Consider the following 23,239-nt stretch of genomic DNA (forward strand, 5'->3'; position numbering starts at 1 on the left):
AGGAGGCCGCCATCGCCGGCTACCTGCGCTGGCGCAACCGCCACAGCCACCCCAAACGCCACTTCGCCGTCAACTCCAAGATCCGCCGACCGGATTACCTACCCAACGTTGCTTGATGCGGCACTAGCTTGATCGTCAGGCAGGGAGGAGGGACCCGTGAAGCGCATCGTCGTGGCCGCCGCCGCGGCCGGGGTCGCCGTGGTCGGCGTGGGGGCCACCATGATCGCCACCGCCGCCGATCCCGTCTCCCCCGAGGTCCTCGGCGCGACCCCCGCCGAAGCCGGGCACGGGGACGAAGGCAAGTACACCACCGGCGACTACGTGCTCACCGTGCACGAACTGGACGACGACGGCGAAGGCATCAGCACCGCCATCGGTCCGCACACCACGTACTACTCGAAAACCCTGCACGGCACCGGAACGAGGAAGCCGGCAGTGCTCAAGTTCTCGGCCGGCGCGGATTCCGGCGGGCCGGTCGTCTTCGCCTACCCCGTGCCCGCCCCCGGCCGCGGCGTCGACTGCGTGGCTTCCGGAACCGAAGCCGCGCCGCAGGTGCGGTGCGAGACCAAGTTGCCCGCGAGGTGATCGGCTCGGTACAGTCCGGACCAACGCCGCGTTGCCCCAGCCCCTCCGGCCCCAGGAGCACGACGTGCGCACTCTCCTCTGCTTCGCCGCTGTTCTTCTCCTCCTTCCCACCGGCACCGCCCAAGCCGCCACGCCGCTGAAGTGGCCCGGCGATCCGGCCGTCGCGGCCGCCGATCCCGCCGGTGTCCTCGGCGACAACGTCAGCGGGCTGTCCTTCGACGGCCCGGACGTGCTGTGGGCGGTCAAGAACGGCCCCGGCACCCTCTACCGGCTCGTCCGCGACGGCAGCGGCTGGCGGCCCGCCGTCGACTGGAAGCTGCACTACCGGGACGGCGGCGGCGACCCGGACGCCGAAGGGGTCGTGGTCACCCCCGACGGCGTGTTCGCCGCGACCGAGCGCGACAACGACGGGGACGGCAGCCTGCTGAAGGTTCTGCGGTACGACACCGGATCGACGGCCGGCGACCTCGACGCCGCCGCGGAATGGGACCTCACCGGCGACCTGCCCGCCGTCGACGACAACGGCGGCTTCGAAGGCATCACCTGGATCCCCGACTCCGTCCTCACCGCCGGCGGCTTCCGCGACGACCGCACCAAAGCGCCCTACGACCCGGCCGCCTACCCCCGTCACGGCACGGGCCTCTACTTCCTCGGCCTCGAAGACGAAGGCAGGATCTACGCCTACGCCCTCGACCGGTCCGGTGGCGGCTTCACCCGGGTGGCGGCCTTCCCGGCCGGCTTCCCGAAGGTCATGGAGCTGGAGTTCGACCCCGCGACCGGCAGCCTCTGGTCGGTCTGCGACGACACCTGCTCCGGCAAGACGGCGACGCTGAAGCTCAGCGGCGGCAAGTTCACCGTCACCGCGACCTACGCACGGCCGGCGAAGATGCCGAACTACAACAACGAAGGGTTCGCGATCGCCCCGGGCTGCTCCGCCGGGCGCCGCACGGTCGTCTGGTCCGACGACGGCAACGACGGCGGCCACACCCTGCGGACCGGGGCACTGACCTGCTGAAGGGTCACCCCCCGAGGGCACTCACCAGCAGCGCCGCGACCGCGGCCCGGTGCTCGGGGCGGTCCGCCCAGCGCAGCCGGCGGCCCGCCTCGACCACCACGCCGAAGCCCGCGTGCACCAGCACGCGGGCCTGGCGCGGGTCGAGGTCCGGGCGCGCCTGGCGCAGGTGCTGCTCCCAGACCGCGATGTGCTCGCGCTGCGCCGCGACCAGCGGGCGGCGCAACCCTTCCGGCAACCCGGCGATTTCGGCGTTGGCCACGCTGTTGAGGGCGCTGTGCTCGAAGCTGTACGCCACGTACGTCGCCGTCAACGCGCCCAGTGCGTCGTGCGGATCCGGCTTCCCGCGCAGGTTGTGTTCGACCGCCTGGGCCAGCAGGGCGGCGGCCTGCAGGCACGCGGCCGCCAGGATGTCGGCCTTGCCGGGGAAGTACCGGTAGAGCGCGGACGGCACCAGCCCCACCGCTTCGGCGATCCGGCCGTTGGTCACGGTGGCGAACCCGTCCCGTTCGAACAGCGGGACGGCGGCCGCGAGGATCTCCGAACGCCGGGTCCGCGGCACCGGCGGGGCCGGGATCTCGACCGCGGGCGCCGGTGCCGCGGCCGGCTCGGTGGCGGCCACCCGCCGGGCGGCGGCCTGCAGCAGCTCCCCGACCCGGCGCGGGGCGATCGCGTTGTGGTGCATGGTGACCGACCCGATGGCCCCGAGCGCGGCGACGGCCCGCAGGTGCTCTTCGGGCCCCGGGTGCTCGCGGTGCACCGCGTCCGCCACGCGCTCGACGACGTGCGCGAACTTCCCCGCGAGCAGCTTGCGGTCGGCCCGCTCGAGGTAGCGGGCCTCCCAGCGGTACACGCCGCCGGTCTCCCGGTGGGCGACGGTGACCCGGGTGACGGCGGCGAAGACGGCCGCGAGGGACGCGTCCGGTGGCACCTCGGCGAGCGCCGCGACGAGCCGGTCGGCCATGACGTTCGCGCACTCGGCGAACAGGGCGTACTTGTTCGGGAAGTGCCGGTACAGGGCGGCCGCGGTGATGCCCACGCGCGCCGCGATCTCTTCCATCGACGCCGCGTGGTAGCCGCGCTCGCTGAACACCGCAGCGCCCGCCTCGACGACGAGCTGCCGGCGGTTGCGCGGCCGGAGCGCCGCGGCCGGTTCGGCGGTCACCGCGGCCGCCGGGCCGCGGTGCGCGGGGTTCGGGCCATGCCTGCCAGTCAACCACAGCCGCGCCGGGTCTTGCCGACCCGCGAACGAGCTTCTATGTTAATGAGGAATCTCCTCTCAAGCACCGCTCATGCACACTCTGAACGGCTACTGCCTACCGAGGAAGCTAGGTAAGTAAATGAGCAATCTCAGCAGGAGGAACGCACTCTCGCTCGGTGTCGCGCTGGGACTGGTGGGCGCGGCGAGCGTCGTCCCGGCCGCGGCAGCCGCGTTCACGGCGGCGGGCGCCGACCCGTGGTGGGTCTGGGACGACGAGGTCGACGCGCTGATGGCGGGGGTCCTCGACAGTGGCCGGGTGCCCGCGGTCAACACCGCGCTGCGCTCGTGGGTGAACAACGCCGACCCGCTGCCGTCCGGCCTGCCCGCCGACCTGACCGCCTGGCTGCAGCGGGCCAACCGGCTGCCCGGCTGGGCCGACCCCGCCAAGTTGCGCCGCGCCGCCGACTTCAACCGGCGCAAGGACACCTACCTGTTCCTGCTCTACGGCCTCGGCAGCGGCATCATGAGCACGGTGATCCCGCGGGAGGCCCGGTCGGTCTACTGGTCCGCGGGCGGCGCCGCGATGCAGGACCGCGCCGCCAAGACGTTCACCTTCGGCTACGACCTCAGCGAACTGGGTGCGTTCGAGCCGTCGGGCCAGTTCATGGTCACGGCCAACAAGACCCGCCTGGTGCACGCCGCCGTGCGCCACCTGCTGCCGCAGTCGCCGCACTGGCGGGCGGTGGCCGACGAGCAGGTGCCGATCAGCAACGGCGACATCCTGGTCACCTTCCACAGCCTCGGCACCTTCGTGCACCGGAAGCTCGCGGAGTGGCACGTCCCGATGTCGGCGGCGGACGAGGAGGCGTTCCTGCACCAGTGGCAGGTCGCCATCCACCTGCTCGGCGTGCGGGACGAGTTCATCCCGCAGACGTGGGCCGCGGCCGATGCCCAGTCGGCCCGGGTGCTGACCCCGCTGCTCGCCCCCACGCAGGAGGGCAGGGAACTGGCCGCCGACCTGCTCGGGCTGACGGCCCAGGTCGATCTCGGCGTCACCCGCGGCTTCCTGAACGAGTTCGTGCGGTACGTGCTCAGCAACGAGGTCGGCGACTGGCTCGGCCTGCCGCGCGACTACGCGGCGGCCACCCTGATCCGTACCGGGTGGCCGGCGTACATCGCGTTCCGGGAGGGCCTGCTGCCGATCGCCCCGGCCGGCTTCTACCTCTTCGACCAGTTCATCCGCGCGCTCGCCATGCTGTTCCTGGACAAGGGAACGTCCCCCGCGAGCACGCCGATCACGATCCCCACCGGCAACCGGCCCGGCGCGTGAGCAGCGCCGGGCCCGCCGGGGTCAGGCCGGTCCCCGGCCCCACAGCCGCCAGGTCTGGTTCAGCGGGCTGTTCTGGGTGACCGGCCGGCACGTCCACTGGATCACCGGGGCGCGCGCGGCCGTCGAGACGCCGCTGACGTCGACGCACTTGCCGCTGTGCCGGGCGACGAGCTGGTAGTCGTGGGGGTCGTTGCCGCCGTAGGTCACCCGGCGCGGCGAGAACTGCTGGTTCGCGGCGCCGTCGGTGCACGTCCGCTGCTGGACGGCCGCGCCGTCGTCGGCCGAGGCACCGGCCACCTCGAGGCACTTGCCGCTCTGCTGGTCGACGACGGTGTACGTGCCGGCGGCCCCGGCCACCGGGCGGAAGTTCCACAGCTGCTGGGCACCGCCCTCGCAGACGTCCTGCTGCTGCCGGTTGCCGTCCGCGGTGGAAGAGTCGGTGTTGTCCAGGCACTGCTGGGAATGCTGGGCGACGGCGACGGACTGGAAGCTCCCGTCCGACGGCGGCAGCAGCGTGACGCTGAGCGCGTCGTCGACGGTGGTGTGCGGGAGGTTCACGGTCACGGCGTTGCCGGAGACGGCCACCACCGAGTCCCGGATGGTGACCGGGCTCTGGACGGCGGCACCGCCGTTGAACGGGATCTGCTGGACGACCACCCGCACCTGGTTGTTCTGGACGACGCCGGTGGTCGTGTCGAGGCGCTGCAGGGCAACCGAGACGTTCCCGGTCGTGCCGCCCCCGCCGACGAGGACCTTGGCGACGCCGGGCGCCTTCGTGGCGAAGGGGTCGTAGGCCGGGCTGGCCTTCGTGCCGACGAGCTGGCCGGTCTGCGAGGCGTAGAAGCGGTAAGCCCACCATTCGCCCTTGGGCTGGTACCGGCCCGCGGAGTTGCGGACGAGCAGGTTGGCGAGGTCGTTGTGCAGGTTCCCGGCACTGGCCCAGTTGGCGCGCAGCCCGTCGGCGCCGGCCCGCTCGAGCCGGGCGATGTACCAGGCGCCGTCCCCGGGGTTCTGCTCGTTCGAGGCGCCGTACTCGTTGATCTGGTACGGCCGCGGGTGCGGGATGCCGCGCGCGCCGAGTGACGCGTCGGCCGCGGCGACGTTCGCCACGGGATCACCCGGCAGGGAGTGCCAGCTCACGATGTCCGGGACCGTGCCGGAGCCGCGGACGAAGTCGAGGTACTGCGTCCACCAGCCCGTCGAGGTCGACGGCACCCCGGCAAGACTGGGGCCGACGATCGCCTGGGCCGGGAAGGCCGCCCGGATGCGCTGGTACGCGCGCTGCCACATGGCGAAGTACTGGCTCTGCGGCCGGTTCCAGAACAGCGAGATGTTGGGCTCGTTCCAGATGTCCCACTCGACCGGGGCCCCGGTCGCCCGCACGTCGTTGATCAGCCGGGTGAGGAAGGCGTCGTAGTCCGACCAGTCGCCGTTGTCGCCGGGGAAGCGGGAGATGGGGTAACCGTCGGCACCCCAGAGATCGTGCACCAGCAGGACGAACTGCCCGCCGAGCGACCGGGTGCGCAGCAGCTGGGCGCGGGTGGCGTTCCACCGCCGGTCGTAGCGGCCGGACACCCAGCCGCCCGGGCTGTCCAGCTGCGCACCGCCGGCCCGCATCGCCTGGAAGTTCACGTCCCGGTAGAAGTGGTCGGGCGGGTTCGAGGCGTTCTCGGTCATGCCGTAGATCCACCCGGACGCCCGGTAGGTGGGCGAGCCGCCGGCGACGGAGAAGTCGACCGACACCGACTCGTCCGCGGCGCGGGCCGGCGCGGGGAGGGCCACGGCGGAGGCACCGGTCAGTGCCCCGGTGATCAGCAGGGCGGCCAGGCCGCGGCGAACGCGGGGCCGCTGGCGCGAGAGGTCCACAGACGACTCCTTTGGCGGTGGACGAGGCAGGAGAACCCGGTTCATCGAACCGGTTCGACCACCAAGGAAGGTACGCCGCAGGCAATTCACCGACAATCGGCCGAATGGCGGCGAACCGGTTCGGCGCGCGCCGATCCCGTGACCGGCTCGCCCGCACAGGCCCCGGTCGACCGGCGCTCGCACGGCACCGGCCCGGCCGCGAGCGCAGCACAAAAGGGGGCCCTCCTCGCGTCACCCGCGAGGAAAGCCCCCTCCCGCACCCCAGCGGGTCAGCGGTACCCGGCCGCCACCACGTTCGCCTGCACGGCGTTCTCCGTCGCGTCCGAGGGATACCCCGCGACCATCGCGCCCTCGTAGAACGTCCCGGCGCTCAGGTTCGCCCCACCGCCGGGCTTGCAGCAGTCGCCGCCGCTGCCCAGGATGATCGCGCCCTGCTTCTTCATCGGGCTGTAGCCGTTCGGGAGACCGCCGTCCCACATCGTCGCGAGGCTGCCCGACTGGGCGTTGCTGCCCTTGAGTGCGAACCGGGACGTGCCGTTGTTCTTCAGCATCGCCGTGACGAACTTGCTCGGCAGGGCCCGCTGGTTCGGGTTCCACTGCTGGCTGCCGCCCGGGTACAGCCCCCACTCGAGGTCGGCCTGCACCCACGGGCCCGAACCCTGGCACCCGCCGAACCAGCACTCCGTGCCGAAGTTGATCGCGTCCATCGCGCCGGCCGCGTCGGCCTTCCGGGTCGTTTCGCTGTTGCCGTAGTCGAAGCAGCAGCCGCTGTTGACGTGCGTCCCGCTGGTCACCATGTACATGCCCTCGGGGGCACTGCCGGTCGGCACCCCGGTCAGGTGCCCGTCGCGCCAGTAACTGTTGCCCGGGTTGATGTACAGCGAGTACGCCTTCGCGCCGCCGACGCTGAGCGACTCCGACGTCGCCTTCGCCGGGCTGCTCTGGCTGGACCCCGGGACCACGCTGGATCCCTGGTACCACAGGTCGTTCCCGCGTCCGGACTGGTCGTAGACCACGGTGACGACACAGGACGTGCCCGCGCAGAAGGAGTCCTGGACGCTCGCGTCGGCGGTCCCGCCCGCCGCCCGGACACCGATGTTCTTCGTCGTGTTGTCCGACGACCGCCGGACCTGGTACAGGTTTCCGGCGTAGCTGCCGTAGAGCGCCCGGACGGTGCTGTGCGCGGCGACGCACGGCGTGCCCCCGGACGCGTAGATGTCGCACGGCGCCGTGCCGCTCGGGGGTGGCGGGGTCGTTCCCGCGCTCCACCGCTGGTTGCCCTGGCCGTTGCAGGTCCACAGCTCGACCGCGGTGCCGTTGGCCGTGCCGGCGCCGGTCACGTCCAGGCACAGTCCGGATTGGACACCGGCGATCGTCCCGTCGGCGTTCTGCCGCCACTGCTGGTTCGCCTGGCCGTTGCAGGACCAGATGATGACCGCGGTCCCCGGCGCCGTCCGGCCCCCGTAGGCGTCGACGCACCGGGTGCCGTTCACCGTCCGCAGCTCCCCCGCCGCGGTGAACTCGTACGCCTGCCCGGCCTGTCCGCCGCAGTCCTGGATCTCCAGTGCCGTTCCCGGCGCATCGGTGCCGCCCCGGACGGTCAGGCACCGCCCCGACGCCTCGCTCACCAGCGGCGCCGGGGCGGCCGCGGCCGGGGGTGCCCCGGCCAGCGCCGTCAGCAGCAACGCGGCCGCCATCACGAATACCCGCACGATTCCTCCCACATTCACGCCGACTTGCGCGGCACCAGCTCGGTGTCGAGCACCGTGCACCGGCGCGGGGCCGCGCCGTCGATCATCGCCAGCAGTTCCGCGGTCATCCGGGCGCCCATCTCCTCGACCGGCTGGCGCACGGTCGTCAGCGGCGGGTCCGTCCAGCAGCTGATCGGCAGGTCGTCGAACCCGACGAGAGCGACGTCCTCCGGCACCCGCCGGCCCGCCCGGCGCAGCGCGCGCAGGGCCCCCACCGCCATCATGTCCGACGCCGCGAAGATCCCGTCGACGTCCGGACGGCGGCTCAGCAGCCGGGACGTCGCGTACTCACCGGACGCCTGGCCGAAGTCGCCGCACACCACGAGGGTCTCGTCGTACCGGCCGGCCCGGGTCATCGCCTGCCGGTACCCGAGCAGCCGGTCCACGCCCGCGGTCATGTCCTGCGGCCCGGCGACGGTCGCCACGGTGTGGCGGCCGCCGTCGAGCAGCCGCTGGGTCGCCAGCCGTGCGCCGCCCTGGTTGTCGGCGTCGACGTACGGCTGCCGGGCCGTCCGCCCGGCCTGGACCGGCCGCCCGCCGAACACCACGGGGATGCCGAGCCAGTCCAGGTCGAGCGGGCGGCGGCCGTGCATACCGACGACGAGCGCGCCGTCGACGTGCCCGCCGTCGAGGTACCGCACCACCGGCGACTGGTAGTCGTCGGTGGCCGGCACGGTGAGCAGCACCAGCTGCACCCCCACCGCGGTCAGTTCCCGGCCGACCCCCGCGGCGATCCGCGGGAAGTACGGGTCGGTGAACAACCGCGGCACTTCCTCGCAGACCACCAGGGCGATCGAGCCGGTGTGCCGGGCGCTGCTCGCCTTCGCCGCCCGCTGCCGGGCGTACCCGAGCGCCAGCATCGCCGACTCCACCTGCTTGCGGCGTTCCGGGCTCACCCTCGGGAACCCGTTCAGCACGCGGGAAGCCGTGGCGATCGACACCCCGGCTGCCCGCGCGACGTCGGCGAGGGTGGGACGGAACCCGGACGGTTCGACCACGGACACGGGCTCAGGCACGCTGGAGCTGGAACCGCTGGTTGGCGTTCCCGGTGAACGTCCACTGGGAGATCCGCGCGCCGTCGGCGGTCGAGACGCCCCAGACGTCCAGGGCCAGGCCGCTCAGCCGGTTGACCAGGCTGACCGCGCCGCCGCCCTGGTCGACGACCCGCCACTGCTGGGCGGTGGCGTTCGTGTCGGCCTGCTGGCTGACGTCCGCGCCGCTGTTGGCGTTCGCGGCCTGGAGCACCAGCCCGCTGTGGCGCGCCCGGACCCGGTAGTAGCCGTCCCCGGAGTCGACGAAGTCGAACTGCTGGCTCAGCCCGCCGGTGGCCGATTCCTGCTCGATGAGCGCGCCGGCCGCCGTCGAGGCGCCGGTGATCCCGACGAGCTTGTTGCTGTGCTGGGCCACCAGCCGGTAGTTGACGCCGGTCTGGACCGGCGGTCCCGGCGGCTGGGTGCCGGAGTCGAACTGCGTGATGAACTTCCACACCTCGCCCGAGGTCCACGTCTGCCAGCCGTCGCAGGTGCAGCCGTCGCGCGGGCCGGGGTCGTGCCCGGCGCCGTCGAAGGCGGCCCAGACCACCGGATACCCGGGCTTGCAGCCGGAGTAGGCCGTCACGATGTGCGTCAGGCTGCCGTTGGCCGGCTCGGGCGGGTTCTGCGGTGTGCACCCGTTGTTCCGGACGAACTGGTCGCGCAGGGCGCGTCCCGAGGCGATCGGCAGCACGTTGTCGCGAAGGCCGTGAAGACCCATGTAAGCGACCGGCTGGGTGCCGCCGCTGCAGCCGCTGAGGTTGGCGCCCGAATAGACGACGACCGCGCGGAACACCGTCGGCCGGGCGCAGGCGAGGGCGTAGCTCATCGCGCCGCCGTAGCTGAAGCCGCCGGCGAACACCTGCGAGGTGTCGACGCACAGCGCGGATTCGAGCTGGTTGAGCAGGTCGTCGATGAAGGTGACGTCCTGGCCGCCGGGATTGGCCCAGCCGTTGCCGTTGCCCTGCGGGGCCACGAAAATCGTGTTGTTGCCCGCGTTGTCGGCCAGCCGGCGGAGCCCGTAGTAGGACCAGTTGTAGCCGTCGGTCCCGCCGGAGTCGACGTCGTTCGCGGTCCCGCCCCGCCAGTGCAGCCCGACGAAGAGCCGGTACGGGTGGTTGTTGTCGTAGTTGTTCGGGACCCGCAGGATGTAGCTGCGGTTCTGGCCACCGCTGGAGATCGTGTGGCTGCCGCTCGCCAGCCCGGGGGCCTTCCCGCAGCCGGCGGTGCCGGCGGCCGCGGCGGCCGGGGTGTTCCCCCCTGGCGGGGCGGCCTGCGCGGTTCCGCCGGCGAGCAGTGCGAGCACGGCTCCGATCACGGCGGAGGCGAACAGGGATCTGGGCTTCACCATCTACGGCTCCCTCTGTCCACGGACGTCGTCGTCCTCCCGGGCGGGTGGGTCCCGGGAGCAGGGTGGTCCACAATGGATTGTCAATGCGGTCACCGGCCGAAGAGCCGGCGCTGGATCTCCCGGCGGTAGTCCTCCAGGGTGTTGTCCAGGTGGACGCCGGCGGCGTGGGCCGCCGCGTCCGGGTCGCCGTCGCAGATCGCCCGGTAGATCGCGTCGTGCTCCTCGATCGCGCCCACCGCGTGCCCGCCGATGGCGCCGGACATCCCGATGATGTTCGACTGGCGTTGCAGGCGGCGGGCCTCGCGCACGGCCGCGACGAGGAACTGGTTGTGCGAAGCGGCGGCGATCCCGGCGTGGAAGTCGTCGTCGCCGCGGTCGAACAGCGGGGTCTGGCCGGTCAGGTGGCCGTGCCGGCAGGTTTCGGCGGCGGCCTCGATCGCGCGCAGCTCGGCCGGGGTGGCGTTGGCCGCCGCCAGCCGGCTCGCCGCGGTCTCCTGGATCCGGCGGAATTCGAACAGCATGTAGACGTGGTCGAGATCGGCGGGCAGGAAGAACGCGCCCCACCGGGACCCGCCGAGCATGCCCTCGTCGTCGGAGACATACAGCCCACGTCCTTTGTGCGCTCGCACCCGGCCGATGGCCGAGAGGATCTTGACCGCCTCCCGCACCACGGTCCGGCTGGTTCCCATCCGCGCCGCCAGCTCGTTCTCCGTCGGCATCCGGTCGCCGGGCCGCAGCTCCAGTTCGGCGATCAGCCGAAGGATCTGCTCCGCCACGACTTCGTAGCCGGGGCGGTACGGGACAGGCGGTGCTACTACTTTCTCGTCACTGGTCACGCGATGAGTATGACTCAGTAACTCCGGGCAGCACCTTACCTCGCCGACCCACCGCCCGGTCAATCTTTGTCAGGGCGGTCTGAAAGTTTCAGCCCGGGCACCCGGTGCAGCGGCAGTACGGAGCAATGAGCGTGCTCATCGCTTGACGCCGGGGAGGTGCACTGTTCTCATAGATCACCGACCCACCAACGGAAATCCGGCAACGGACGGCGAAACTTTCGAACGCCGACCGACCTTGCCGCGTCGGATGAGTCTGACACATCCGCCCGGTCCGCCGCCGGACCGAGACCGCCCCGGCGGGCGCCCGGGCGACCCGGCGCCGGATGCCCGCAACCGTACACAGTGGACGGTTCGCCGCGCCGGGCGCACCCCGTCCCCGGAGAGGTCCCCGCCCATGCCGTCGCGCATCGCCGCCGCGCTCGTCACCGCCCTCGTGGTGACCGCGCTCGCCACGCCGTCCGCCCACGCCGCGACCGTCACGATCGCCGTCGCCCCCGACGGCGACGACGCGAACCCCGGCACCCCCGCCCAGCCGGTCGCCACCCCGGCGAAGGCCCAGCAGCTGGCGCGCGCCCAGTCGGCCGCCGGCGACGTCGTCGTGCAGCTGGCCGGCGGCACCTACCGGCTCGCGGCCCCGCTGCGGTTCGCCGCCGCCGACTCGGGGCAGAACGGCCACACCGTCACCTGGCAGGCCACCCCCGGCCAGCGGCCGGTCCTCTCCGGCGGCAGCCAGGTCACCGGCTGGTCGGTGCAGGACGCGGGCCAGAACATCTGGGTGGCGTCCGTGCCGGCGGGCGCCGACTCCCGGCAGCTGTTCGTCGACGGCGCGCTCGCCCCGCGGGCGGGGATCACGATCTCCCGCAGCGACGTGCAGTTCACCACGAGCGGGATGACCATCACCAACCCCGCGCTGAACTACCTGGCCACGCTGCCGCAGCAGAACCGGATCGAAGTGGAGAGCCAGAACTCCTTCACCGACCGGTACTCCCCCGTCGACCACATCAGCGGCACGTCGATCGTCATGCAGCAGCCCGCGTGGAACAACAACAACTGGGGCTACGACACGCTCGCCAAGCCGTTCGGCGGCGGCCAGCTGTTCCTCGAGAACTCCTACTCCTTCCTCAAGAACACCGGCCAGTGGTACCTCGACCCGCAGGCCGGGAAGCTGTACTACAAGGCCCCCGGCGGCTGGGTGCCCGGCAGCCACGACGTCGAGCTCCCGCGGCTGACGTCGCTGCTGCAGATCGGCGGCACCTACGACAGCCCGGTGCGCAACCTCGCCTTCAAGGGCCTGAACTTCGAGCACACCACCTGGCTCACGCCCAGCACGTCGGTCGGGTACGCGAACCAGCAGACCGGCACGTTCCTCCCCGCCGCGGCCCCGATGCCGGGCGACTTCCTGACCTCCTGCCAGTCGGGCTGCCGCCAGTTCGAGGGCGCCCGCAACACCTGGGCCCAGGCACCGGCCGCCGTCCAGGTGTCGGCGGCCGCCGGAATCACCTTCAGCGGCAACACCTTCACCCACCTCGGCCAGGTCGCGCTCGGCATCGGGAACGACGCGAACGCCCACGCCACCGGCGTCGGGCTGGGCGCGTCGTCGATCACCGTGGACCACAACAGTTTCACCGAGGACTCCGGCGGCGGTGTCGTCGTCGGCGGCGTGCGCCCCGACGCGCACCACCCGTCGAACCCCGCGATGACGAACAAGGACGTCACCATCTCGTACAACACGGTGAGCCGGGTGGCCCTCGACTACCGGGAAATGGCCGGCATCCTCTCGACGTACGCGACGCACACCGTCATCACGCACAACGACGTCTCGAACCTGACCTACGACGGCATCGACGTCGGGTGGGGCTGGGGGGCCAACGACCAGGGCGGCAGCCAGGACTACCGCAACCGCGGCCTGTACGACTACCAGCCCGTCTACACCACGCCGACCACGCTGCGGGACACCGTCGTCAGCTACAACAAGGTGCACGGCACGAAGAAGCTGATGCACGACGGCGGGAGCATCTACAACCTCTCCGCCAACCCCGGCAGCTCCATCGACCACAACCACATCTACGACAACAACCGCACGGTCGGGCTGTACCTCGACGAGGGCTCCCGGTACGTGACGCTGTCGGCCAACGTCATCCAGGACTCCGGGGTCTGGGCCTTCACCAACGCCAACGGGTCCAACAACACCAACGACAACACCTTCAGCGGCAACTGGTACAACGGCGGCGCGACCCAGGTGGCCACCGGCGCACCGCACAACAACGTGCTGACCGGGAACGTCCAGGTCAGCGGCACGAACTGGCCGTCGGGCGCGCAGCAGGTCATCGCCGCGGCCGGCACCGGCGGCGGGAGCGTCCCGGCCGCGGGTCCGGTCCGCGCGCTCGGCAAGTGCCTGGACGTCAACGGCGTCAGCACCACCCCCGGAGCGAGCGTGCAGATCTGGGACTGCAACGGCGGCGGCAACCAGGCCTGGGCCCGCACGAGCGCCGGCGAGCTGACCGTCTACAGCGGCGACAGCACGCGCTGCCTCGACGCCTCCGGCCAGGGCACCACCCCCGGCACCAAGGTCGTCATCTGGACCTGCAACGGCCAGGGCAACCAGCGGTGGCAGCCCGGCGCGGACGGCAGCATCACCGGCGTCCAGTCCGGGCTCTGCCTGGAGGTGGCCGGAGCCGCGACCGCGAACGGCACCCCCGTCCAGCTCGCCACCTGCACCGGCGCGACCAACCAGAAGTGGGCTCTCGGCTGACGAACAGAGGAGTTCGGCCATGGTCTTCCGCAAGCGTTCCCTGCTCAGAACCCTCCAAGCGGTGGCGGCGGCCCTCGTGCTGACCGCCGGCGCGGTGGCCGCCACGGCCCCCACCGCCCAGGCGGCCACCCAGCAGGCGTGCGACCTGTACGCCGCCGGCGGCACGCCGTGCGTCACCGCGCACAGCACCACCCGCGCCCTCTTCGGGGCCTACAACGGCCCGCTGTACCAGATCCAGCGGGCGTCGGACCAGCGGTACCTCGACATCGGCCTGCTGGAGGCGGGCGGCTACGCCGACTCGGCGCCGCAGGTGTCCTTCTGCGCCGGGACCCGGTGCACGGTCACGAAGATCTACGACCAGACCGCCAACCACAACGACCTGCCCATCTCGTGGGGCGGGTTCTGGAAGGGCCCCGGCCCCAACGGCTCGGACATCGGCGCCGACGCGATGGCGCTGCCGGTGACCGTGGGCGGGCACCCGGTGTTCGGGATCAAGGTCACCCAGGGCGTCGGCTACCGGATCGACAACGCCAAGGGCGCGCCGGTCGGGGCCCAGCCGGAGGGGATCTACATGATCACCTCGTCGAACTACGTCAACCAGTGGTGCTGCTTCGACTACGGCAGCGGCGAGATCTCCCACAACGACACCGGCAACGCCACCATGAACGCCATCTACTGGGGCACCGCCTGCTGGTTCAACGGCTGCACCGGCACCGGCCCGTGGGTCGAGGCCGACCTGGAGAACGGCATGTACCACACCGGCTCCGGCTCCAACAAGGACCCGAACAACCCGGGTGTGCACCACCCGTTCGTCAGCGCCTGGCTGAAGAACAACGGCACCTCCAACTTCACCCTGAAGTACGGCGACGCCACCACCGGCGGCCTCACCACGCCGTACTCCGGCGGCCTGCCGCGCGGCTACTCGCCCATGAAACTGGAGCCGTCGATCCTGCTGGGCACCGGCGGGGACAACAGCGTCTCCGGGGTCGGCGAGTTCTTCGAAGGGGCCGTGACCAGCGGCTACCCGAGCGACGCCACGGAGAACGCGGTGCAGGCCAGCGTCACCGCCGCCGGCTACAGCACCGGTGGCGGCACGGGCAGCACCGGCGCCGTGCACGCGGTGGGCGCGAACAAGTGCCTCGACGTCAACGGCGTCAGCACCACCCCGGGCACGAACGTCCAGATCTGGGACTGCAACGGCGGCACCAACCAGACGTGGACGCGCACGGCGGCCGGCGAGCTGACCGTCTACGACGGCGGCAACCTGCGCTGCCTCGACGCCTCGGGCAAGGGCACCACCCCGGGCACCAAGGTCATCATCTGGAACTGCAACGGGCAGAACAACCAGCAGTGGACGTTCGCCGCCAACGGGACCGTCACCGGCGTCCAGTCCGGGCTCTGCCTCGACGTCACCGGCTCCGGGACCGCGAACGGCACCGCGGTCCAGCTCGCCACCTGCACCGGCGCGAACAACCAGAAGTGGTCCCTGAACTGAAAGGTCCCTCCCCATGTCTTCGTTCGAGCTGTCCCGGCGCAGGCTCATCGTGGTGGCCGGGGCCGCCGCGGCCGCCGGTGTGTTCCGCGTCCGCACCGTGTGGGCGACCGAAGGACCCGGCAGCTACACCCCGAGCTGGTCGTCGGTGGACCAGCACCCGCCCGCTCCGGAGTGGTTCCAGGACGCGAAGTTCGGCATCTACTACCACTGGGGCGTGTTCAGCGTCCCGGCGTTCGGCAACGAGTGGTACCCGCGCAACATGTACATCGCCGGGTCCAACGAGAACAACCACCACAAGGCGGTGTACGGCGACCCGTCGGCGTGGCCGTACCAGAACTTCATCAACGGCGCCCGCGACAAGGCGGGCAACTGGGTGCAGTTCGCGCCGAAGCTCAAGTCCGCGGGCGGGAACTTCGACCCCGCCGAGTGGGCGCAGCTCTTCGCCGACGCCGGGGCGAAGTTCGCCGGCCCGGTCGCCGAGCACCACGACGGCTATTCGATGTGGAACAGCAGCGCCAACGAGTGGAACTCGGTCCGGACCGGCCCGCAGCTGGACCTGCTGCGGCTGCACGCGGACGCGATCCGCGCGAAGGGCCTGAAGCTGCTGACGGCGCTGCACCACGCGTACCACTTCACCGGCTACTACGACCACGTGCCGACCCAGCCGACCGAGTCGCTGCGCCGCCTGTTCGGCCAGAACGGCAGGCAGGCGGAGAACCAGCTCTGGTACGACAAGCTCCGGGAGGTCGTCGACGGCTACCAGCCCGACCTGGTCTACCAGGACTTCAACCTGACCCAGGTCGACGAGGCCCAGCGGCTGAACTTCCTCTCGCACTACTACAACCAGGCGGTGGCCTGGAACAAGGACGTCGTCGCCACCTACAAGGACGGGTTCGACAACCGCGGCGAGGTCTTCGACTTCGAACGCGGCGGCCCCGGTGACCTGCTCAGCCCGTACTGGATGACCGACGACAGCATCTCCAGTTCCAGCTGGTGCTACACCAACGGCATCGGCTACTACTCGATGAAGGCCATCCTGCACTCCCTGCTCGACCGGGTCAGCAAGAACGGCACCATGCTGCTGAACATCGCCCCGATGGCCGACGGCACCATCCCGGCCGGGCAGCGCTCGGTCCTGCTCGGCATCGGCAACTACCTCAAGCGGTTCGGCGAGTCCTTCTACGGCACCCGCGCGTGGGCGGTGTACGGCGAAGGCCCGACGAAGATGGGCGGCGGGTCGTTCACCACCCCGGTGGAGGGGACGAAGACCGACGTCCGGTTCACCCGCAGCAAGGACAACACGGTGCTGTACGCGACCGTGCTGGGCTGGCCGGGGAGCACCTTCCCCATCACGACCCTCGGGTCGAACCGGATCAACCTGGGCAACCTCGTGTCGGCCCAGCTGCTCGGCCCGGACGCCGGGGCCGCCACGACCCTGCCCACGCCCGTGCAGGACGCTTCGGCCCTGCGCGTCCAGCTGCCTTCGGCCACCCCGCCGTTCGACGCGCCGGCGTACGTGGTGAAACTGACGTTCTCCGGCCAGGTGCCCACCCCGGGCTCCGGCCCCCTGCCGACCGGCTGGTCCCGGATCGCCAACGTGACCACCGGGCTCGTGCTGGACAGCGGCGGCAGTGTCGCCGCCGGCTCCCCGCTCAAGCAGTGGAACTGGGACGGCAGCACGAACCTGCAGTGGCAGCTGGCCGACGCGGGCAGCGGCTACGTCCGGATCGTCAACCGCACCAACGGGATGGTCGCCGACAGCCGGGGCAACACCGCCAACGGCGCCACGTGCGCGCAGGCGGCGTGGACCGGCGCCACCAGCCAGCAGTGGCGGCTGACCGCCCTCGGCAACGGCCGGTACCAGATCGTCAACCGGGCGACCGGGACCGCGCTCGACGGCATGGGCAGCACCGCCGCCGGCTCGAGCGTGGGCCTGTGGACCCCGAACGGCAGCACCAACAACCAGTGGACCGTCACCGGCGTGTGACCGCCGGTCAGCGAGGAGGACAGATGCGCACACGGCTCGGGTGGCTCGCCGCCGCCGCGGCGGTCCTGGCCGGCGTTCTGCTGCCGGGCACCGCCACCGCCGAATCCAACGGCGGAGTCCGGGTGATGCCGCTCGGCGATTCCATCACCGAAGGCACGCAGGTCCCGGGCGGCTACCGCATCGGGCTCTGGCAGCGGGTGACGGCGGGTGGCTACCAGGTGGACTTCGTCGGCTCGCAGGCCAACGGGCCCGCGACGCTCGGCGACCACGACCACGAGGGCCACCCGGGCTGGCGCATCGACCAGATCGACGCGAACATCGTGTCCTGGCTGCGCACCAGCAGCCCGCACACCGTCCTGCTGCACATCGGCACCAACGACGTCCTGCAGAACTACGACGTCGCCCACGCGCCGAACCGCCTCTCCGCCCTGGTCGACCACATCACCGGGACGGCACCGGACGCCGAGGTCTTCGTCGCGACGATCATCCCGATCGCCAACAGCGGGCAGGAGGCCGCGGCGCGCACCTTCAACGCCACCATCCCCGGCATGGTGCAGAGCAAGCAGAACGCCGGCAAGCACGTGCACCTGGTGGACATGCACGCCGCGCTGACACCCGCCGACCTCGTCGACGGCGTCCACCCCACGGCCGGGGGCTACGACAAGATGGCCGCGGTGTGGTACGCCGCCCTGCAGTCGGTCCCGGGCAGCATCGGCACCCCCGGCCAGTCTTCGGCGAGGCAGCTCGTCGGGACGCAGTCGGGCCGGTGCGCGGACGTCCCGGGATCCGCCGACGGCACCGCGGTGCAGCTGCAGGACTGCGCCGGGGCACCCTGGACGCCCAGCGGCAAGCAGCTGACGGCCTTCGGGTCGAAGTGCCTGGACGCGTCCGGGCAGGGCACCACCGACGGCACCGCGGTGATCATCTGGACCTGTTCGGGCCAGGCCAACCAGCAGTGGACCGTCAACGCCGACGGGACGATCAGCGGCGTGCAGTCCGGCCGCTGCCTCGACGCGACCGGGCAGGGCACCGCCGCCGGCACCAAGCTGATCCTGTGGACCTGCAACGGGCAGGCGAACCAGAAGTGGACGCTGCGGGCGCCCGCCTGACCGGGAGCGCTCCCAGCTCAGCGGGGAATCGAACACCCATTCCGAAAATCGATCACGGCGACCCTCTTTGCACCGGCGCGCCGCTGTGGTTACATCGATACCACTTCAGATGAGAGCGCTCCCAGAACAGCCACAACGACGTGGAGGAGACCCATGAAGCTGAGGAACGCCCTGTCCGCGGTGCTGCTGGCCGCGGCCGGCCTCGCGGCGCCCGTCGCCGTCGCCCCGGCCGCACACGCGGACACGCTGATCTGCGACCAGTACGGCTCGACCACCATCGGCGGCCGGTACGTCGTGATGAACAACCGGTGGGGCAGCAGCGCCCAGCAGTGCATCAACGTCACCGGCAGCGGGTTCCGCATCCAGACCCAGCAGGGGTCCACCAGCGGCGGCGCACCGTTGTCGTACCCGGCGGTCTACCTCGGCTGCCACTACTCGAACTGCTCCCCCGGCTCGCCCCTGCCCCGGCAGCTCAGCCGGATCGGCAGCGCACCGTCGTCGATTTCGTACAGCTACGTCGGCAACTCGGTCTTCGACGCCTCGTACGACATCTGGATGGACCCGACGCCGAAGACCAACGGGGTCAACCAGATGGAGCTGATGATCTGGTTCAACCACACCGGCAACGTCCAGCCGGTCGGCGGCCGCGTCGGCACCACCAGCATCGGCGGCCGCAGCTGGGACGTGTGGCAGGGCAACAACGGCGGCAACGACGTGGTGTCCTATGTGGCCACCTCGGCGCTGTCGGGCTGGTCGTTCAACGTCATGGACTTCGTCAACGACGTCGACAACCGCACCCGCGTCGACCGGTCCTGGTACCTCACCAGCATCCAGGCCGGGTTCGAGCCGTGGAGCGGCGGCGTCGGCCTCGCGGTCAACTCGTTCTCCGCGAGCATCAACTAGCCGGGAAACCCCAGGGCCGGGCGCCGGGGAGGCGCCCGGCCCTGGCCTGCCCGAAAGTTTCGGGGAAATTGCGGAAGAATTGTAAGTTACACCGAATTCGTGGTCATGGATCCCGCACCCGGATACGCTTGGTCCAAACCGAGCGGAATAGGGCGTGAAAGGCAAATCCGCCCCCGCGGTATGCGAAGGATTCCCCGATGAAACTCGCGAAGATCATCGCCGGTGCGCTGGCGGCCTGCGCCGCGCTGGGTGCGGTGTCCGCGCCCGCGGCGGCCGCCACTCCGGTGGCGATCATGCCGCTCGGGGACTCCATCACCCAGGGCGGCTCGATCGGCGGCTACCGCCTCGACCTCGGCGCGAAACTGCGGGCCGACGGACGCTCCGTCGATTTCGTCGGCTCCCTTTCCGACGGGCCGGCGAGCATGCCCGACCGCGACCACGAGGGCCACCCGGGCTGGACCATCGCCCAGATCGACGCGAACGTCTCCGGCTGGCTCACCCGGTTCCACCCGCGCACGATCCTGCTCCACATCGGCACGAACGACATGTACGGCAGCGACCCGGCGGGTGCGCCGCGGCGGCTGTCGGCGCTGGTCGACCGGATCACGAACCAGGCCCCGGACACCGACGTCTTCGTCGCCACCATCATCCCGATCCGGTTCGCCGACCAGACGGTCCGCACCTTCAACGCGGCGATCGCCCCCGACCTGCGGGCGAAGGCCGCCGCCGGCAAGCGCGTGCACCTGGTCGACATGTATCCCTCGGTGGCCATCGCGGACCTGCCCGACGGCATCCACCCCGACGCCGCCGGCTACAGCAAGATGGCCACCACCTGGTACAACGCGCTCAAGGCGGTCCCCGGCAGCATCGGCGGGGACCCGCAGCCGCCGTCGGGCGGCCCGTGCACCGCGACCCCGCGGGTCGTGGGCAGCTGGACCGGCGGCTTCCAGGGCGAGGTGACCGTCGCGAACACCGGCACCGCCGCTCTCGACGGCTGGACCGTGCGGTTCACCCTGCCCGACGGCCAGAGCGTCGGCCAGGTCTGGGGCGGCACGGCGAGCGGCACGGGCCCGGTGACGGTGCGGAACGCCGCCTACAACGGCGCGCTCGGCGCCGGCGCGGCCACGACTTTCGGCTTCCTCGTGTCCGGTCCCGGCGCGGCGAGCCTCGGCACGGCCACGTGCACCAGCCCGTGACCGTGTTCTCCCCGTACCCACGAAACGAAGGTGTGAAGATGAAGACGACATCGCGGTCGCTCTCCCGAGCCGCGCTGGCCTCGGCCTTCGTGGCGACGACGCTGGGGGTCTCCCTGGTGCTCGCCACGTCCGCCGACGGCGCGGCCACGACACTCGGCGCGGCAGCCGCCCAGAGCGGCCGGTACTTCGGCACCGCCGTCGCGGCCGGGAAGCTCGGTGACACGACCTACGTGAACATCCTGAACCGGGAGTTCACCATGGTCACCCCCGAGAACGAGATGAAGTGGGACGCCACCGAACCCAGCCGCGGCCAGTTCAACTACAGCGGCGGTGACCGGATCCTCAACCAGGCGGTGAGCACCGGCAAGCGGGTGCGCGGGCACGCGCTGCTGTGGTACCAGCAGGAACCCGGCTGGGCCCAGAGCCTGTCCGGATCCGACCTGCGCCAGGCGATGATGAACCACGTCACCCAGGTCGCCACCCACTACAAGGGCAAGATCTACGCCTGGGACGTCGTCAACGAAGCGTTCGCCGACGGCGGCAGCGGCGGCCGGCGCGACTCCAACCTGCAGCGCACCGGCAACGACTGGATCGAAGCGGCGTTCCGCGCCGCGCGGGCCGCCGACCCCGGCGCGAAGCTCTGCTACAACGACTACAACACCGACGGCGTCAACGCCAAGAGCACCGGCGTCTACAACATGGTCAGGGACTTCAAGTCCCGCGGTGTCCCGATCGACTGCGTCGGCTTCCAGTCCCACCTCTCCGGCAACCCGCCCGGTGACTACCAGGCCAACCTGCAGCGGTTCGCCGACCTCGGCGTCGAAGTCCAGATCACCGAGCTCGACATCGCCGGCAGCAACCAGGCGAACGCCTACGGCGCCGTCACCCGCGCCTGCGTGGCCGTCGCGCGCTGCGCCGGCATCACGACGTGGGGCATCCGCGACACCGACTCCTGGCGCACCGGCGAGAACCCGCTGCTGTTCGACGGCAACGGGAACAAGAAGGCCGCCTACAACAGCGTCCTCGACGCGCTGAACGCCGCGAGCCCGACCTCGCCCACCACCCCGACGACGCCGACCACCCCCACGACGCCGACGACGCCCACCACCCCGACCACGCCGACGACCCCGACCACACCGGACAACCCCGGCGGCTGCAGCGCCTCGGTGTCGCTGAACTCGTGGAACGGCGGGTTCGTGGCCACCGTGAAGGTCACCGCCGGCAGCTCCGCGCTGAACGGCTGGCGGGTGACGACGAACCTGCCCGGCGGCGCGGCCGTGACCAACGGCTGGAGCGCCACCAACAGCGGCACCACCGGCAGCGTCACCTGGTCCAACGTCTCCTACAACGGCAGCGTCGCGGCCGGGCAGTCGACCGAGTTCGGCTTCCAGGGCACCGGAAGCGCCGACGGCCTCCCCGCCACCTGCTCGGCGAACTGACCGCTTCCGACGAACGGAGACCACCGTGTCCCACCGAAGGCGCCTGCTCGCCTGGCTGACCGCGGCCCTGTGCGCGACGGCGCTCCTGCCCGCCACCGCGCACGCCGACAACCCGATCGTCCAGCACATCTACACCGCCGACCCGGCACCGCTGGTGTACAACGGCCGCGTCTACCTCTACACGGGACACGACGAGGACGGCTCGACCTACTTCACCATGAAGGACTGGCGGGTCTGGTCGTCCTCGGACATGGTCAACTGGACCGACCACGGCTCGCCGATGAGCCTGGCGACGTTCAGCTGGGCCAAACAGGACGCGTGGGCGGGGCAGGCCGTCGAACGCAACGGCAAGTTCTACTGGTACGCCCCGATGGTCGACCGGGCGACCGGCCGGATGGCCATCGGCGTCGGCGTCGCGGACAGTCCCACCGGACCGTTCCGCGACGCCATCGGCCACCCGCTCGTGGAGAACGGCGAGATCGACCCGACGGTGTTCATCGACGACAACGGCCAGGCGTACCTGTATTGGGGCAACCCGAACCTCTGGTACGTCCGGCTCAACGCCGACATGACGTCGTACTCGGGCGGCGTCAACCAGATCCCGCTCACCACGGCCGGGTTCGGCACGCGGGCAGGCGGCGGCAGCCGTCCGACGCTGTACGAAGAAGGCCCCTGGGTCTACAAGCGCAACGGCACGTACTACAACGTGTTCGCGGCCAAGTGCTGCTCGGAGTTCATCGGCTACTCCACCTCGCCCGGCCCGACCGGACCGTGGACCTACCGCGGCACGGTCATGCCGACGCAGGGCAGCAGCTTCACCAACCACCCCGGGATCGTCGACTACAAGGGCAGCTCGTACTTCTTCTACCACAACGGCGCACTGCCGGGCGGGGGCGGCTACACCCGTTCGGTGGCCGTGGAGAAGTTCGCCTACAACGCCGACGGCAGCATTCCGACGATCAACATGACGACCAGTGGACCGCCACCGGCGGACACGCTGAATCCCTACGTCCGGCAGGAAGCCGAAACGATCAACTGGGAATCGGGGATCGAGACCGAGCCGGCGTCCGAAGGCGGCATGAACATCGGCTGGATCGAGAACGGCGACAACGTCAAGGTCCGCAACGTCGCCTTCGGGGCGGGCGCCAAGACGTTCACCGCCCGGGTCGCCTCGGCGGGCTCCGGCGGCACGATCGAGGTGCGGCTGGGCAGCGCCACCGGCACCGTGGTCGGCCGCTGCACCGTGCCCGGCACCGGCGGCTGGCAGACGTGGACGTCGGTGTCCTGCCCCGTCAGCGGCGTCACCGGCACGCAGGACCTGGTCCTGCGGTTCACCGGCGGCAGCGGCTACCTCTTCAACGTGAACTGGTGGCAGTTCGCCGCCTGATACGGAAA

General features: G+C 71.2%; 17 protein-coding genes. 11 read left to right on the plus strand and 6 right to left on the minus strand.

Annotation, left to right across the window (positions count from 1 at the left end; genetic code table 11):
* The first annotated feature begins 156 nt into the window (after positions 1–156).
* Together ACLJOU_RS44450 and ACLJOU_RS44455 are read left to right on the plus strand one after the other, a co-directional pair.
* A complete protein-coding gene (locus tag ACLJOU_RS44450) occupies positions 157–585 on the plus strand; it encodes a hypothetical protein (RefSeq protein WP_410575318.1) in 429 nt (142 codons plus the stop codon).
* A 64-nt stretch (positions 586–649) separates the two neighbouring features.
* A complete protein-coding gene (locus ACLJOU_RS44455) occupies positions 650–1,600 on the plus strand; it encodes an esterase-like activity of phytase family protein (protein ID WP_410575319.1) in 951 nt (316 codons plus the stop codon).
* A 4-nt stretch (positions 1,601–1,604) separates the two neighbouring features.
* On the opposite strand, the gene ACLJOU_RS44460 is transcribed toward ACLJOU_RS44455, so the two are convergent.
* A complete protein-coding gene (locus ACLJOU_RS44460) occupies positions 1,605–2,762 on the minus strand; it encodes a TetR/AcrR family transcriptional regulator (protein ID WP_410575320.1) in 1,158 nt (385 codons plus the stop codon).
* A 175-nt stretch (positions 2,763–2,937) separates the two neighbouring features.
* Here ACLJOU_RS44460 and ACLJOU_RS44465 point away from each other — a divergent pair, with 175 nt between their 5' ends.
* Complete coding sequence (locus ACLJOU_RS44465) at positions 2,938–4,128, plus strand: oxygenase MpaB family protein (protein ID WP_410575321.1); 1,191 nt, start codon at positions 2,938–2,940, stop codon at positions 4,126–4,128.
* 21 nt (positions 4,129–4,149) lie between these two features.
* On the opposite strand, the gene ACLJOU_RS44470 is transcribed toward ACLJOU_RS44465, so the two are convergent.
* The 5 genes from ACLJOU_RS44470 to ACLJOU_RS44490 all read right to left on the minus strand — a co-directional run bounded on the left by ACLJOU_RS44470 (position 4,150) and on the right by ACLJOU_RS44490 (position 10,963).
* Entirely contained in the window at positions 4,150–5,994 is a 1,845-nt protein-coding gene (locus ACLJOU_RS44470) for an RICIN domain-containing protein (protein WP_410575322.1), read from the minus strand.
* A 269-nt stretch (positions 5,995–6,263) separates the two neighbouring features.
* Positions 6,264–7,706 carry an arabinofuranosidase catalytic domain-containing protein gene (locus ACLJOU_RS44475; RefSeq protein WP_410575323.1) on the minus strand — a complete coding sequence of 481 codons (1,443 nt, stop codon included), beginning with the start codon at positions 7,704–7,706 and terminating at the stop codon, positions 6,264–6,266.
* 14 nt (positions 7,707–7,720) lie between these two features.
* Positions 7,721–8,749 carry a LacI family DNA-binding transcriptional regulator gene (locus ACLJOU_RS44480; RefSeq protein ID WP_410575324.1) on the minus strand — a complete coding sequence of 343 codons (1,029 nt, stop codon included), beginning with the start codon at positions 8,747–8,749 and terminating at the stop codon, positions 7,721–7,723.
* 4 nt (positions 8,750–8,753) lie between these two features.
* Positions 8,754–10,127 (minus strand): RICIN domain-containing protein, encoded by a 1,374-nt coding sequence (locus ACLJOU_RS44485; protein ID WP_410575325.1) that lies wholly within the window; start codon positions 10,125–10,127, stop codon positions 8,754–8,756.
* An 89-nt stretch (positions 10,128–10,216) separates the two neighbouring features.
* A complete protein-coding gene (locus tag ACLJOU_RS44490; protein ID WP_410575326.1) occupies positions 10,217–10,963 on the minus strand; it encodes a FadR/GntR family transcriptional regulator in 747 nt (248 codons plus the stop codon).
* 394 nt (positions 10,964–11,357) lie between these two features.
* Between ACLJOU_RS44490 and ACLJOU_RS44495 the strand changes: the two genes are divergently transcribed.
* From ACLJOU_RS44495 to ACLJOU_RS44530, 8 genes are all read left to right on the plus strand, one after another.
* Positions 11,358–13,715, plus strand: coding sequence for a ricin-type beta-trefoil lectin domain protein (locus tag ACLJOU_RS44495; RefSeq protein ID WP_410575327.1), 2,358 nt, complete (start codon positions 11,358–11,360; stop codon positions 13,713–13,715).
* Between the two features lie 19 nt (positions 13,716–13,734).
* On the plus strand, positions 13,735–15,210 hold the full coding sequence (locus ACLJOU_RS44500) for an arabinofuranosidase catalytic domain-containing protein (protein ID WP_410575328.1): 1,476 nt from the start codon (positions 13,735–13,737) through the stop codon (positions 15,208–15,210).
* Positions 15,211–15,223: 13 nt separating this feature from the next.
* Entirely contained in the window at positions 15,224–17,197 is a 1,974-nt protein-coding gene (locus ACLJOU_RS44505; protein WP_410575329.1) for an alpha-L-fucosidase, read from the plus strand.
* Positions 17,198–17,220: 23 nt separating this feature from the next.
* Positions 17,221–18,306 carry a ricin-type beta-trefoil lectin domain protein gene (locus tag ACLJOU_RS44510; protein WP_410575330.1) on the plus strand — a complete coding sequence of 362 codons (1,086 nt, stop codon included), beginning with the start codon at positions 17,221–17,223 and terminating at the stop codon, positions 18,304–18,306.
* 153 nt (positions 18,307–18,459) lie between these two features.
* The gene (locus ACLJOU_RS44515) at positions 18,460–19,209 is read left to right on the plus strand and encodes a GH12 family glycosyl hydrolase domain-containing protein (protein ID WP_410575331.1); all 750 of its coding nucleotides are present in this window, start codon (positions 18,460–18,462) and stop codon (positions 19,207–19,209) included.
* Between the two features lie 197 nt (positions 19,210–19,406).
* Positions 19,407–20,405, plus strand: a complete 999-nt coding sequence (locus ACLJOU_RS44520) for a cellulose binding domain-containing protein (RefSeq protein ID WP_410575332.1) — start codon at positions 19,407–19,409, stop codon at positions 20,403–20,405.
* Positions 20,406–20,443: 38 nt separating this feature from the next.
* Positions 20,444–21,844, plus strand: coding sequence for an endo-1,4-beta-xylanase (locus ACLJOU_RS44525; protein WP_410575333.1), 1,401 nt, complete (start codon positions 20,444–20,446; stop codon positions 21,842–21,844).
* A gap of 25 nt (positions 21,845–21,869) precedes the next feature.
* Entirely contained in the window at positions 21,870–23,231 is a 1,362-nt protein-coding gene (locus ACLJOU_RS44530) for a glycoside hydrolase family 43 protein (RefSeq protein WP_410575334.1), read from the plus strand.
* Positions 23,232–23,239 lie beyond the last annotated feature (8 nt).

Origin of the sequence: Amycolatopsis sp. cmx-4-61 (genome assembly GCF_046548775.1) — a bacterium.
Classification (GTDB): Bacteria; Actinomycetota; Actinomycetes; order Mycobacteriales; family Pseudonocardiaceae; genus Amycolatopsis.

Bases quoted from the DNA above. Each gene is read 5' to 3' on its own strand.
- ACLJOU_RS44465 (WP_410575321.1), top strand. From the start codon at position 2,938: ATGAGCAATCTCAGCAGGAGGAACGCACTCTCGCTCGGTGTCGCGCTG.
- ACLJOU_RS44525 (WP_410575333.1), top strand. From the start codon at position 20,444: ATGAAGACGACATCGCGGTCGCTCTCCCGAGCCGCGCTGGCCTCGGCC.
- ACLJOU_RS44485 (WP_410575325.1), bottom strand. From the start codon at position 10,127: ATGGTGAAGCCCAGATCCCTGTTCGCCTCCGCCGTGATCGGAGCCGTG.
- ACLJOU_RS44505 (WP_410575329.1), top strand. From the start codon at position 15,224: ATGTCTTCGTTCGAGCTGTCCCGGCGCAGGCTCATCGTGGTGGCCGGG.
- ACLJOU_RS44515 (WP_410575331.1), top strand. From the start codon at position 18,460: ATGAAGCTGAGGAACGCCCTGTCCGCGGTGCTGCTGGCCGCGGCCGGC.
- ACLJOU_RS44520 (WP_410575332.1), top strand. From the start codon at position 19,407: ATGAAACTCGCGAAGATCATCGCCGGTGCGCTGGCGGCCTGCGCCGCG.
- ACLJOU_RS44510 (WP_410575330.1), top strand. From the start codon at position 17,221: ATGCGCACACGGCTCGGGTGGCTCGCCGCCGCCGCGGCGGTCCTGGCC.
- ACLJOU_RS44500 (WP_410575328.1), top strand. From the start codon at position 13,735: ATGGTCTTCCGCAAGCGTTCCCTGCTCAGAACCCTCCAAGCGGTGGCG.
- ACLJOU_RS44495 (WP_410575327.1), top strand. From the start codon at position 11,358: ATGCCGTCGCGCATCGCCGCCGCGCTCGTCACCGCCCTCGTGGTGACC.